10 protein-coding genes, 1 other RNA gene and 1 pseudogene are annotated in these 13,039 nt (G+C 50.9%); 7 read left to right on the forward strand and 5 right to left on the reverse strand.

The features are described 5' to 3' along the window. Window positions 1-44: 44 nt before the first annotated feature. Window positions 45-1,403 carry a sodium-dependent transporter gene (locus J7438_RS03625; protein ID WP_209275481.1) on the reverse strand — a complete coding sequence of 453 codons (1,359 nt, stop codon included), beginning with the start codon at window positions 1,401-1,403 and terminating at the stop codon, window positions 45-47. Between the two features lie 520 nt (window positions 1,404-1,923). On the opposite strand from J7438_RS03625, the gene smpB reads away from it, so the two are divergent. The 3 genes from smpB to J7438_RS03640 all read left to right on the forward strand — a co-directional run bounded on the left by smpB (window position 1,924) and on the right by J7438_RS03640 (window position 4,197). Beyond that, window positions 1,924-2,403: an SsrA-binding protein SmpB gene (gene smpB / locus J7438_RS03630; RefSeq protein WP_209275482.1), complete on the forward strand. Its 480-nt coding sequence runs from the start codon at window positions 1,924-1,926 to the stop codon at window positions 2,401-2,403. Between the two features lie 284 nt (window positions 2,404-2,687). Next, window positions 2,688-3,053, forward strand: a transfer-messenger RNA (tmRNA) gene (gene ssrA / locus J7438_RS03635). 535 nt (window positions 3,054-3,588) lie between these two features. Next, the gene (locus J7438_RS03640; protein WP_209275483.1) at window positions 3,589-4,197 is read left to right on the forward strand and encodes a hypothetical protein; all 609 of its coding nucleotides are present in this window, start codon (window positions 3,589-3,591) and stop codon (window positions 4,195-4,197) included. A gap of 58 nt (window positions 4,198-4,255) precedes the next feature. Here the strand turns inward: J7438_RS03640 and hutG are convergent, their stop codons facing one another. The 3 genes and pseudogenes from hutG to J7438_RS03655 form a co-directional block, all read right to left on the reverse strand. Then, window positions 4,256-5,227 carry a formimidoylglutamase gene (gene hutG, locus J7438_RS03645; RefSeq protein ID WP_353620092.1) on the reverse strand — a complete coding sequence of 324 codons (972 nt, stop codon included), beginning with the start codon at window positions 5,225-5,227 and terminating at the stop codon, window positions 4,256-4,258. Then, a pseudogene (gene hutI / locus J7438_RS03650) lies at window positions 5,225-6,475 on the reverse strand (imidazolonepropionase); the annotation flags it as partial. The pseudogene hutI and the gene hutG, both read right to left, overlap by 3 nt. Window positions 6,476-6,659: 184 nt before the next feature. Beyond that, complete coding sequence (locus J7438_RS03655; protein ID WP_209275484.1) at window positions 6,660-7,220, reverse strand: RING finger domain-containing protein; 561 nt, start codon at window positions 7,218-7,220, stop codon at window positions 6,660-6,662. 142 nt (window positions 7,221-7,362) lie between these two features. On the opposite strand from J7438_RS03655, the gene hutC reads away from it, so the two are divergent. The 3 genes from hutC (at window position 7,363) to hutH (ending at window position 11,469) form a co-directional block, all read left to right on the forward strand. Beyond that, the gene (hutC, locus tag J7438_RS03660; protein WP_209201571.1) at window positions 7,363-8,073 is read left to right on the forward strand and encodes a histidine utilization transcriptional repressor HutC; all 711 of its coding nucleotides are present in this window, start codon (window positions 7,363-7,365) and stop codon (window positions 8,071-8,073) included. Between the two features lie 137 nt (window positions 8,074-8,210). After that, window positions 8,211-9,944, forward strand: a complete 1,734-nt coding sequence (hutU, locus tag J7438_RS03665) for a urocanate hydratase (RefSeq protein ID WP_209275522.1) — start codon at window positions 8,211-8,213, stop codon at window positions 9,942-9,944. Beyond that, window positions 9,937-11,469, forward strand: coding sequence for a histidine ammonia-lyase (hutH, locus tag J7438_RS03670; RefSeq protein WP_209275485.1), 1,533 nt, complete (start codon window positions 9,937-9,939; stop codon window positions 11,467-11,469). The genes hutU and hutH overlap by 8 nt, the downstream gene beginning before the upstream one ends. A gap of 147 nt (window positions 11,470-11,616) precedes the next feature. Here the strand turns inward: hutH and J7438_RS03675 are convergent, their stop codons facing one another. After that, window positions 11,617-12,075 carry a hypothetical protein gene (locus J7438_RS03675; RefSeq protein ID WP_209275486.1) on the reverse strand — a complete coding sequence of 153 codons (459 nt, stop codon included), beginning with the start codon at window positions 12,073-12,075 and terminating at the stop codon, window positions 11,617-11,619. Window positions 12,076-12,461: 386 nt separating this feature from the next. Between J7438_RS03675 and J7438_RS27585 the strand changes: the two genes are divergently transcribed. After that, window positions 12,462-12,953, forward strand: a complete 492-nt coding sequence (locus J7438_RS27585; RefSeq protein ID WP_286196382.1) for a pilin — start codon at window positions 12,462-12,464, stop codon at window positions 12,951-12,953. The last annotated feature ends 86 nt before the right edge of the window (window positions 12,954-13,039 follow it).

Raw genomic sequence — 13,039 nt, forward strand, 5'->3', positions numbered from 1 at the left:
TTCCGGCCCCCGGATTAATAGACAGTGTCAGGGTCTGTTTAGGTCTAGAACAGCGCGGTAATCAACACTGTCAATACACACAGCGGCACGATCACACGAATCATGGCGCGCCACAGGTTGAATACTCCCACGCTCAGGCCCAGATCATGCATCATGGTTGAACGCTTCATTATCCAGCCAGCGAAGATGGAGATCAGCAGGCCACCCACAGGCAGCAGGATATTACTGGTGAAATAATCCAGCAGGTCAAAGAAGTTCTTCCCGAACAGCGTGAAGGTCAGGTCACCACTCATGGAGAACACGGTACCCAGGCCAACAAACCAGATGGCAGCACATAGAATCACCGTGGCGACGGTACGGCTCAGTGGTGTGCGCTCGATCAGCCAGGCCAGTGCCGGTTCAACCAGGGAGATAGCAGAACTCAGCGCCGCAATACCCACCAGAACAAAGAACAGGAAGCCAAACAGTTCTCCCATCGGCATGTGCACAAAGGCGGCCGTCAGGGAAACAAACAGCAGGCCGGGGCCGGCAGAGGGCTCCAGACCATAGGCAAATACGATCGGGAAGACAATCAGACCTGAGATAATTGCCATCAGGGTATCCAGAGTGGCAACGTTAATGGCGGTTCTTGGAATGGAGTTGTTGGCAGGCATATAAGCGCCGTAAGCCATCAGGCAGCACATACCCAGGCTCAGGGTGAAGAACGCCTGACCCAATGCAGCAACAAAAGCTTCACCGGTCACCTTGGAGAAATCCACGGAGAACATAAAGTCAAAGCCGCGCATAAACTGTCCGGTTTCCAGCATGCTGTAGCCCAGCATGATCAGCAGCAAGGCGAACAGGGCGGGCATCATCACCTGCAGACCTTTCTCAAGACCTTTGTGGATACCTCTGGCGGTAATCACCAGGGTGATCACCATAAAGACGGTGTGCCAGAAGATCTGACGTGATGCCGATGACACCAGCCCACCAAAAGCATCACCCACCTGATCGGTGTTCATGCCGCTGAAGGCCCCGGTCACAATATCCCAGGCATAAGAAAGGGACCAGCCAGCAATGACGCTGTAGAAAGAGAGAATCAGGAAGCCTGCCAGCATACCCATCCAGCCGATAATGCCCCACAGTTTGTTGGCCCCCAGATCACTGGTCAGCTTGCGAATGGCATTCAGGGGGCTCAGGCGGGTATGACGGCCAATGGCCGTTTCTGCCATCAATAGAGGTACACCCATAATGGCGATGCACAGCAGATAAAGCATAACGAAGGCACCACCGCCATATTGCCCGGCGATGTATGGAAATTTCCAGATATTACCCAGGCCGATGGCAGAGCCGGCGGCGGCCAACAGGAAGGTCCAGCGGTTAGCCCAGGTTTTTTTCGATGTCGTTGGATTTTGTCCAGACATGAGTTCCCCAATGAGTCGAATTATTTTGCTCAGAGGCTGTTTGAAAGGCAGGTAAGGTCAGACAACACAGAATAATTCTTATGGATAGCCCGCTTTGATACAGCTGAGACCATCTTTATCAATCAGGGCAGGTTGTCGAAAACCAGAACAGCAACGCTGCTTTTCAGACGGCTTCTTGCTTCTTGAACAATTGCCACGCGAGATTTTCACGGGAACAACACAATCCCGGCAAACCTCCAAACCGAACAACCAGCGATAAAGACTACCTCAGATGAAACAGCATGCTGATGGAAGAGCGGAGAAGATCACACAGGTTGGCCGTCATTGTACCGGTTAGGCACTACATCTCAACCGTTTTTGCCGTCTAAACGGTCAAAATAGAGTTTTTTGAATATGGTGGTTATTAAATGCAGAAATATTCACTATGCTAAACATTCATTGATCCGGCGCTATTGTAGAAATCAGTCCGGATCCCGCAGAATTAGTGACTTTACCTTAAGCTGCTCCTATAATCCGCGCCATGGCAAAAAGTTCAAAGAAAGGCAAACAGGGCGACTCATCCATCGTCGTCAACAAGAAAGCCCGTCACGATTTTCACATCGACGAGACTTTCGAAGCAGGCATTTCCCTCGCCGGTTGGGAAGTGAAAAGCCTCCGGCAGGGCAAAGTCCAGCTGGTGGACAGTTACGTCCTGCTGAAAGATGGCGAAGCCTGGTTGATTGGTGCCCAGATCACACCGCTGATCACCGCATCCACCCATGTTGTGGCGGACCCTCTGCGTGACCGTAAACTGCTGCTGCACCGCAGAGAATTGGCCAACCTGTTCTCGGTAACCCAGCAAAAAGGCCACGCCTGCATCGCCACCAAACTCTACTGGAAAGGACATCTGGTCAAATGCCAGATTGCCCTTGCCCGGGGTAAGAAAGAGTTTGATAAGCGTGCAGCCACCAAAGAGCGTGAGTGGAATATTGAAAAGCAGCGGGTTATGCACCGCGGCTGATAACTCAGGCACACGGTTTCACTGTGTGCCGCTTACTCCTTTTTCTTAATGCAATTCACCTGGCTATTGAATTCGGGACTTGTTCTTGAGCAGTGCCAATGCAGTGAATAAAAACAGCTGGCGATCGGTTCCCCGGCTCAGTACCTCATACAGAGGGCGCTTAAAGCCTTTCTCAGGAAAATTTAATGACAATGGTATTTTTTGCAGTGTAAAAATACTTATGTACTAAACGCAGTTGCATTTGCTATCCACTTTTGGCATAAATACGACAGAGTTTTGTTACTGGGGGCGATCAGGATTCGACGACGGTTACGAAACCCAAGGTGCATGTCGAGGGCGTAGCGGCTCTCGTAAATCAAAACGCTACAAACGTATAGTTGCTAACGATAATAGCTTCAACGGAGCAATGGCTGCCTAATAACAGCTTTCTCCCGATCACTCTGTCTTGTCTGTTGGGTGGAAATTGATCGTTACCGAAAATAGAATCGCCACATCGGTCTTCCTGGAGCCGGTGGGTTAAATCCACAGGATCGCGCAGTGTCACCCTGACCGTTGGGTCGTTCTGCGTTAACTTAATAACGGAAACTAAGCATGTAGAGCCGAAGGCGTAGAGCTGGCGGACGCGGGTTCAAGTCCCGCCGCCTCCACCACATACAAACCCTGTAGATCACTGATTTACAGGGTTTTTCTTTATATGCACTGTGCGCAAATTGGCAGGGTGTCGAAGGATTGTTGAAAATAAATGCTGGTCAGCTTTCGATACCGCCGGTCCAGCCACTTTTGTATCTTCCCCTCGCTTAATCTGCAAAGAATAAAAAAAGCCCAGCATGAACCCAACGGCGAGTGGGAGTTTTTCTGTTTCCGGGAGGTTAATGTATTAACGGTCAATAATCAGGAGGAACGACAGTGGACGATCATTCAGATTTTGGGCATTTTTTATTTAGTTGATGCACTCCTGATAGTGATTGAAAGGTGGGCGAACTCTCTGCAAAACCAGGTGATCTTCAACTCATGACTATAATGCTGGACAGACGTAAAGCCTATGACCAGAAGTCGGCATAGATGAAACAACGCTATGCAAAGAAAACCAACCACGGGCAGTGGTTGAGGCCCCGGTAACCAGCCATCAATTTGTTCTGCCTTCGGGATCAAACATCCATAACCAAATCATGGTACTGACTACTAATGAATAACAGTAACCCCCCCGCCAAACCAACCATGGATTATGCCCAATTGCTGGAAGCTCTCAATCAGGCCAGCACCTTTGATCTGTTCCGGCTGAATGCCATGATTGATCGTGAGCTGGAGTCTTCAGAGCGTATTGTCCGGATCAAGGCGGCACTGACCGTTGGACAGAAGCTGAGCTACTTTGACCGAAACAGCAACTCGCTGCGTGACTGCGAAGTGTTGCAGCTTAAGCAAAAGCGGGCACTGGTCCTGGATTTTACCGATGGCAAACGCTGGACGGTGCCCTACTACATGCTCAATCTTGAAGGTGCCGATGCCCGCGTTAATCATGAAACTCAACAAGGCCTGAGTCGCCATGCCATTGCTGTGGGAGATCTGCTGGGTTTTAAAGATAAGCATGGGGAAGAACATTTTGGACATGTCCTTCGTCTGAATACTAAATCAGTCACCCTGCAGGTGGCTGAAGGACAATGGCGGGTCGCTTATTCTCTGCTCTACCGGGTTCTGGATGGGCAGGGTGACCAGGAAGGGGAGCTGTTGATTGACGGTGAGAGGGCAGATCAAAGCGGTGATACTGCCCAGGGTTCACTGCTTGAGCTCAAATAAAATGAAAATCAAAATGAATTCATCAGAGCACTGCTGGCGATGATGCATTCTGAAGAATCTACCGGGTTTGTCCAGCCAGCTGATGAATTAACCGCGCCGCAAGCCGGGCCGTGTGTGCATCAATATCATGTTTCGGGCAGGTTTCAGCGATATCGAAGAGTTTCAGCTTGCCGCAATGTTTGATGATATCCAGCAAAGGTTCAACAACCTCCGGTGGAATGCCTCTGGCAGCGGGTGCGCTGACGCCGGGGGCCAGGGCGGCAGGGAAGGCATCAATGTCGATGGTCAGGTAAATATGATCCACCCGGTCGATAAACTGTTGGAGATCTTGCTGTAACGATGGCAGGTTCAGCAGTGTCATTTCTTTATCGAGTCGATAGGTGACACCCAGTTCATCAGCTCGATTAAAAAGCGCCTGAGTGTTACTGCTTTCACTGATGCCAAAACAAAAATAGTTAAACGGGATGCTGTGCTCCCGGGCGTATTCAGAAGCCTGCCAGAATGGAGTTCCTGAGCTGGGACCCACTTCGGGTAAGCGGAGGTCAAAGTGGGCATCAAAATTGATGATGCCAACATTGATCGGGTCTTTACCCTGACCTTGTTTTTCCAGGTGCATCATCAGTCCCTGGTAAGAAGCCCAGCCAATTTCATGGCCTCCTCCCAAACCAATCACTAATTGACCATTGTCTAATAGTTGGCACATCTGCCCGGCATAGTCCTGTTGTGCCTGTTCAAGTTGGGTGCCATGGCAGCGAATGTTGCCTGCATCCCAAACCGGGGTGCTGCGATTCCAGGGAAGGTTGGTCAGTGCCTGTCGAATATGGTCGGGCCCTTTGGCGGCACCGGGTCGTCCCTGATTTCTCCGGACGCCTTCATCAGACTCAAACCCCAGTAAAGCAACCCCTTGTTCGCCCCCCGGTGCATAAGGGCGAACTTTCTGGTGCCAGCGCTGTGCAGCCTGTGGATCGGTTTCCTGATCGATACGGCCAGACCAGGAGAATGGTGGGTTTCCGTAGATGGTTGATTGCACAATTTGGCCACTTTTTATGATCAGGGAAGGGGAGATGCCCGTGAGCCCGGCCGCCAGAGAGGCAGGATGGCTGACAGGCCAGAGTAACAGGTCGGCATCCAGTCCTTTTCTGATTCTGCCGGTTTTGTCCTGAAGACCCAGTGCCTGTGCCGCATGGCGGGTACAACCGGCCAGTGCCTCGGAAGGTGTCATACGAAACAGGGTACAGGCCATATTCATCATCAGCCGTATAGATGCGAAAGGGGAGGTGCCAGGGTTCAGGTCGGTAGCAATGGCAATTGGAATTCCAGCCTCTCTTAATGCTTCAATAGGTGGCAGCTTGGTTTCCCGAAGAAAATAGAAGGCTCCCGGCAACAGAGTGGCTACTGTGTTGCTGTTTTTTAACGCTTCAATACCGGACTGGCTGAGGTATTCCAGGTGATCCACGGAAAGCGCCTGATATTTTACCGCCAGTTGGGTGCCGCCGCTGTCAGAGAGTTGCTCGCCATGGAGTTTGATCTTCATCCCATGGGCTTTGGCTGCCTTAAATACCCGTTCGGTCTGTGCCGGTGAGAAGGCAATGTTTTCACAGAACACATCCACGGCTTCGGCCAGGTGTTCTCTGGCCACCGCAGGCATCATTTCAGTGCAAACGTGTTCAATGTAATCGTCAGCCCGGTTTTTGTATTCCGGCGGCAAAGCGTGGGCACCCAGAAAAGTTCGAACGACAGTGACAGGGTACTCACTGGCCAACAGACTTGCGGCCCGGAGCATTTTGGTTTCGGTTTCCGTATCCAGGCCGTAGCCGGATTTGATTTCCAGTGTGGTCACCCCTTCAGCCAGTAATGCCTCAAGTCGTGGGCGGGAGTCGTCAATCAGTTCTTCAACCGTGGCTGCCCGGGTGGCTTTGACGGTGGAGAGAATGCCGCCTCCCTGTTTGGCGATGGTTTCATAGCTGACGCCTTCAAGTCGCTGTTCAAACTCTCTGGAGCGGTCCCCGGCATAGACCAGGTGGGTGTGGCAGTCGATCAGGCCGGGCGTTAACCATTGCCCTTGTCCATCAATGGTCTCTTTCGCATTGCTACCTGGCGGTAATTCTGACTCTGCTCCTGCCCAGGCAATCTTGCCGTCCTGCACCAGAACGGCACCCTGGCTGACGCTGTGATAGGGGCAGGTGGCAGTGCGGGCCGGGTCCATGGTAGCAAGGTGAATATTCCGAATGAATAGGTCACAGGCGGTCAGTGATGGATCAGCGTTAATGTTGTTCATGGTGTTAGGCCGTTATTGGTTGACTGAATAATGAGCCACAGCTTCAGGAGTAATCAGCATTTGTTGTCTCCTTTAGATAATGCATGAACGCCAAAATAAATACTTGCCAGAAAAGTTCAAACGACACTCAATGAATGAAGTAATCGATTCCCATATCCATTCTTGGGAAAAGAGCCATGTGAAATTATCTTCTGAGTAAGGCGGCGATCATATTACCAAGTGCAATGCCAAGGAGTACTTCCACAATCAGGGCAAGAATAGCGTCCACTTCCTGCCTCAACAACTCACTGGCCATTCTGGGGAAGTCAATGGGGTTATGTCTGATAAAAGCGACTCCGATCAACAGATCAAGTAATTTTGCAAAGGAAAAGAAGGAGCGTAACTCCACAGCCAGTGAAAGTGTTCTGGCATTGTCCTCGAAGGTCATCGAGTTGTAAGCAGATAACGTCGATAAAGAAATGGCGACAATACTCCGACGAGACAATACCCTGTCCATAATGCTCCAGCCCCTTGCCCTGTCTACTTCAAAGGGAAAATATTCATGTCGGCATAAAGGGCAGTTCAGTTTTCGCTCTCCCCACTGGATGATGCATGAGCGTCCAAAAGTATGTCCACAACTCATTAAAGCCCGATTGTGTGTGGGAGCATCATCATATTCTCCCAGACAAATACTGCACTGATCACTGGTAACGTTGTTCACTTTAACCTCAAGAAAATCTTTGAATTTTTTAGCGAAATCGTACAATTTGCATTATCATGTTGTATATACAACTATATACAACTATATACAACTATATACAACTATATACAACGTGGTGATATAATCAAACTCAGGCTTCCCGGGATCGCCGGAACGTTTGAAAAGCTCCAATTGGCACAAATAAATTATGAATCAGAGCCTGTTACCCCGTTATCAGCAGATTAAGCACTTTATTCTGGACAAGATTGAGTGCGGTGAGTGGACAGAATCCCGCAAGGTTCCTTCTGAGAATGAGCTCTGCCAGCAATTTTCGGTAAGCCGGATGACCGCCAGAAAGGCGCTGCAGGAGCTGACGGCTTCGGGCGTGCTGATGCGCCAGCAAGGGCTGGGTACGTTTGTGGCTCCTATTGAGCCACAATCGTCAATACTGACGGTGAAAAATATTGCCGACGAGATCAGGGGGCGAGGGCATGGTTACAGCAACCGGGTATTGCTTCTGTCTGAAGAAAAGGCGTCCGAGGCCATTGCGGTTTCTCTTGAGTTACCGGAGTCAGCGACCGTTTTTCATTCCATTATTGTTCACTATGAAAATGGCCTGCCACTGCAGTGGGAAGAACGTCATATTAATCCGCGGTTTGCTCCGGATTACCTGAAACAGGATTTTTCAAGGGAAACGCCCAATGTTTATCTGAACAGGGTTGCAGCGCTTACAGAAGCGACACATGTCGTGGAAGCGGTATTGCCTTCGGAAGAAGTGGCCGAAGCACTGGCTATGGAAGGTGCTCCCTGTCTGAGAATCACGAGAAGAAGCTGGTGTCGGCACGGTGTCGTCAGTCTGGCCAGGCTAATGCACCCCGGTGACCGATACCGCCTGGGAGACCACTTACAGTTTTCCTGATGACCTGCCGACAAGTCGGATCGCAGGAATAACACCGAGAGCCTCCCGGGGCAATAATAACGACTGTGCAGGTGACAGTTCCACAATAAAGCAGCGTAACGTAGAGGACGGTGAATATGGCAAGTGAACAGGCGAAGATGCTTATAGCCGGTGGTAAAGAACCCGTTGGCAAAACCGGCAGTAAAGGGCATCAGCGATTTGATCCGGACCGAATCATTCGGGCTCCCAGAGGTTCTGAGCTGAATACCTGCAGCTGGCAGGTAGAAGCCCCTCTGCGTATGTTGATGAATAATCTGGATCCGGAGGTGGCAGAGCATCCTGAACAGCTGGTGGTTTATGGCGGTATTGGCCGGGCCGCCCGGGATTGGGCTTGCTACGACCAGATATTGGCCACTCTGAAACGTCTGCAAACCGATGAAACATTGCTGGTCCAGTCCGGAAAACCGGTCGGGGTATTCAAGACCCACCCCGGTGCTCCCCGGGTGTTGATTGCCAACTCAAACATTGTGCCTTACTGGGCAAACTGGGAGTACTTCCATGAGTTGGATAAACAAGGGCTGATGATGTATGGCCAGATGACCGCTGGCTCCTGGATCTACATCGGTTCCCAGGGCATTGTGCAGGGTACCTACGAAACCTTTGTGGCCATGGCCAAAACTCACTTCAATGGTGATGCTTCGGGCAAGTGGATTCTTACCGGTGGTCTTGGCGGTATGGGGGGCGCGCAGCCTTTGGCGGCGACCATGGCCGGTTTTTCCATGCTGGCCTGTGAAGTGGATGAGTCTCGAATCGATTTTCGCCTGAAAACCCGTTACCTGGATAAAAAAGCGGCAACGCTGGATGAAGCGCTGGCGATGATTGAACAGGCCAAATCGGAAGGTAAGGCGATTTCAGTGGGCTTGCTGGCGAATGCGGCGGATATATTCCCCGAGCTGGTTGAACGCAATATTACGCCGGATGTGGTGACGGATCAGACATCAGCCCATGACCCATTGAATGGTTATCTGCCCAAAGGGTGGACGTTGGCACAGGCCTGCGAACGCCGTCAGGCGGATGAAGCAGCTGTTACCCGTGCTGCACGAGAGTCTATGGCTGTTCAGGTGCGGGCTATGCTGGAGTTGCAGAAGAGGGGGGCGGCAACTGTTGATTACGGCAACAATATAAGACAGATGGCGAAAGAGGTCGGGGTTGAAAATGCGTTTGACTTCCCCGGTTTTGTGCCCGCTTATATTCGTCCACTGTTCTGTCAGGGTATTGGTCCTTTCCGCTGGGCAGCCTTGTCCGGTGACCCTGAGGATATTTACAAGACTGACCAGAAAGTCAAAGAGCTGATTCCCGACGATGCACATCTTCATAACTGGCTGGATATGGCCAGAGAGCGCATCGCTTTTCAGGGACTGCCTGCCCGTATCTGCTGGGTAGGTTTGCAAGACCGGGCCCGCCTTGGGCAGGCCTTTAACGATATGGTGGCCAGTGGTGAGCTGAGTGCGCCAGTGGTGATTGGCCGCGATCATCTGGATTCCGGCTCGGTTGCCAGCCCTAACCGGGAAACTGAAGGTATGCTCGATGGCAGTGATGCCGTCTCTGACTGGCCGCTGCTGAATGCCCTGTTGAATACGGCCTCGGGGGCAACCTGGGTGAGTCTCCATCATGGTGGTGGTGTAGGGATTGGTTACAGCCAGCATTCGGGTGTGGTGATTGTTGCTGATGGTACCGATGAAGCCCGGGAAAAACTGGGTAGAGTGCTGTGGAATGACCCGGGAACCGGGGTGATGCGCCATGCCGATGCAGGGTATGACATTGCCTGTGAGTGTGCTCAGGAGAACGGTCTGGATCTGCCCATGCAGTCGGGAGGGCAAAGGTATGAATGAGTTAGTGATTTCCCCCGGAAAATTATCGCTGAGTGACCTGCACAGAGTTAGCCGTCACGAGGTTCAGATCAAGCTGGCCCCGGACTGTTATGAGGCTATCCATCAAAGTGTGGCCTGCGTGAATCATGCGCTGGCAGAAAATCGGGTTGTGTATGGTATCAATACCGGTTTTGGTCTGCTGGCCAATACCCGGATTCCGGATCAGGAGCTGGAGGATTTGCAAAGGAGTATCGTGCTTTCTCATTCGACAGGTGTCGGACAGTTTATGGATGAAAGTACTGTCCGCCTGATGATGGTATTAAAAATCAACAGCCTTGCCCGGGGATTGTCTGGAGTGAGGCTGGAATTGATTGAAGCACTGATTCAACTGATTAACCTGGGGGTTTATCCCTGTGTACCCGAGAAGGGGTCGGTAGGGGCCAGTGGTGATCTTGCGCCGCTGGCTCATATGAGCTGTTTATTACTGGGTGAAGGTCATGCCCTGTTGGATGGTCAGCAGTTGACGGCCATGGAAGCCCTGACCTATGCCGGTATGGAGCCAATGAAGCTGGCACCGAAGGAAGGGCTGGCACTGTTGAATGGCACTCAGGCCAGTACGGCCTTTGCCTTGCAGGGACTGTTTGGTGCAGAAGATTTAATGGCATCAGCCATCATCGCCGGAAGCCTCTCCATTGAAGCAGCCATGGCCAGCCGTCGTCCTTTTGATCCTCGCATTCACGAGGCACGTGGGTTACAAGGACAAATTGATATTGCTCATGCCTACCGTACCATGCTGGATCACAGTGACATTGAGCAGGCACACATAGATTGTGACAAGGTTCAGGATCCGTATTCACTAAGATGCCAGCCCCAGGTGATGGGAGCCTGTCTGGAGCAGATGCGTTATGCCGCCGACCTGCTTGCAGTGGAAGCCAATGGCGTTACCGATAATCCCCTGGTCTTTGCTGAACAGAACGAAATACTTTCCGGTGGCAACTTTCACGCCGAGCCAACCGGTATGGCTGCCGAAGCATTGGCTCTGGCCATTGCAGAAATCGGTGCCATCAGTGAACGACGCATTGCGTTGCTGGTGGATCAACACCTGAGCGGATTGCCGCCATTTCTGGTGAAGAACAGTGGCGTCAATTCCGGGTTTATGATTGCCCATAACACGGCGGCTGCCCTGGCCAGTGAAAATCGTTGCCTGTGTCATCCTTCGGTTGCTGATAGTCTGCCCACTTCTGCCAACCAGGAAGACCATGTCTCCATGGCAACTTATGGTGCCCGTCGTTTACGGGAGATGAACAGTAATACGGCGTCTATTGTGGGTATTGAATTGCTGGCCGCGGCACAGGGAGTGGATATGAGGAAACCCTACAAAACCTCGGAAACGTTGCAGCGGGTGATGAAAACAGTGAGAAAGGATATACCGTTCTACGATCAGGACCGGTATTTTTTTCCTGATATCCAGAATGCATCCGAGCTGGTGGCCAGTGGTGAGTTGAGCGTTTATATGCCAGCAGAGCTGTTGCCAAGCCACTCTTAGTTTGTGCAGGTGGCTAAACGCCCAACATATGGTTAACCCATTCACGAGTCGGCTCCCTTCGGGGATCGACCTGAGCGCGAGACCAATTTGCGCTATCCCTGTCTATTTTGGCGTTTTTGTTCTGGGACTTGTCAAACACATGAATAGTTAATTAATCCTTACCTGTCTCGCAACAAGCTTTGTTGACAACAGCCCTTTGAAGAGAAAGGTTTCTTCGCTTACGCCATGTTCATACTCAACTTCATAAAGCAGCGTAAATGGTAGCCCGTCATTGCTGTTCAGCCAGTCGCTAAAACTGGAAAACCAGCCAACGTATTGATGACTTTTATAATTGCCCAGCTCTTTCGCTAACAGCGGCTTGTAGGTTTCCCGGTGCTGACCGGTAGTGGTAATCCAGTGATCTTTGGTTTGGATAATCAGCGCAGACTTATCGGTTGAGAGATTGTTGATAGCCAGATTCGAGAAATAGCTGTCAACTTTCTGCTGATAAAAGAACTGCAGGCTAATAAAGCCAGTGATAAAGGCTGACAGAGCAATGATGGATGCAATACCAATCCGTGCCAGCCATGAGCCTAACTGGTTATTTACCAGGGTTTTATTTTGCATAGCCATGCCTGCCTGTTTTGAACCGTTCTTGAATAAACAGCGTCATTACTTTGGCTATCGGACGAATGGCAAAAAAAAGTAGCTGATCTGTCAAAAGAAGCGTGGCCGGGAGTATTGCACGATAAGCGGCATGGTAGTTTCACTCTATAAAAAGCCGGGTTTAGTGGTTTTATTATTCTAATCAAAGGGATATGTCGTATTTGTGGTGAATTTGCCCTGTCAGCAAAATGACCTGCAGGGTTTTGCTGTCACCGGGTTTGTGAGTGGGTAGCACTGCACCATTACTGAACTTAACTATCCTGTTTAAAGAGCTGCAGGACGGTGCCGAAAGATTGAGCAATGGACTTCAGCGCGCTGTCAAAAACTCATTGGTCGAGGAAAAAATTATGAAGACAAGGATGTCGGAAATCCGTAAGACGTCGGGTTTTACTCTGATAGAATTGATGATCGTTGTGGCGATCATTGGTATTTTGGCATCGGTGGCGATTCCACAGTATCAAGCGTATACCAGGAACTCAACTGCTCAGGCGGCACTGAGTGAAGTGAAAGCATTTCAGACAGCTGTAGCGATTTGCGCACAGACAGCTACCATTCAAGCCTGTGTACCTGGTGCCACCGGCAGTGGTGTACCCACGACGGATGGTACCAGAGTGTCCGTTGGTACTTATCAAGACAATACTTATGCAGAGTTGATAGTGACGCCAGCGAGTTCATTTGGAACTCAAACTCTGATTTTCCGGTCTGATGCTACCGGTGGTAGCTGGGTAATGTCTTGCAATAATGGCGGAGATACTACGGCAAACAATCTTTGTGCTACAGATGCCGTCGTGAAGTACAAGCAATATAATGGCGATACCAGTGGTGCTTTTCCAAACTAACGCTTGCTTCGTTCCCACGCTCTGCGTGGGAACGCCTGACAACAACAGTCCCCCGTCCCCAAATAACCTGAACGCAATCCACCATA

The organism is Thalassotalea sp. G20_0 (assembly GCF_017744175.1).
Lineage (GTDB): Bacteria > Pseudomonadota > Gammaproteobacteria > Pseudomonadales > Endozoicomonadaceae > Endozoicomonas.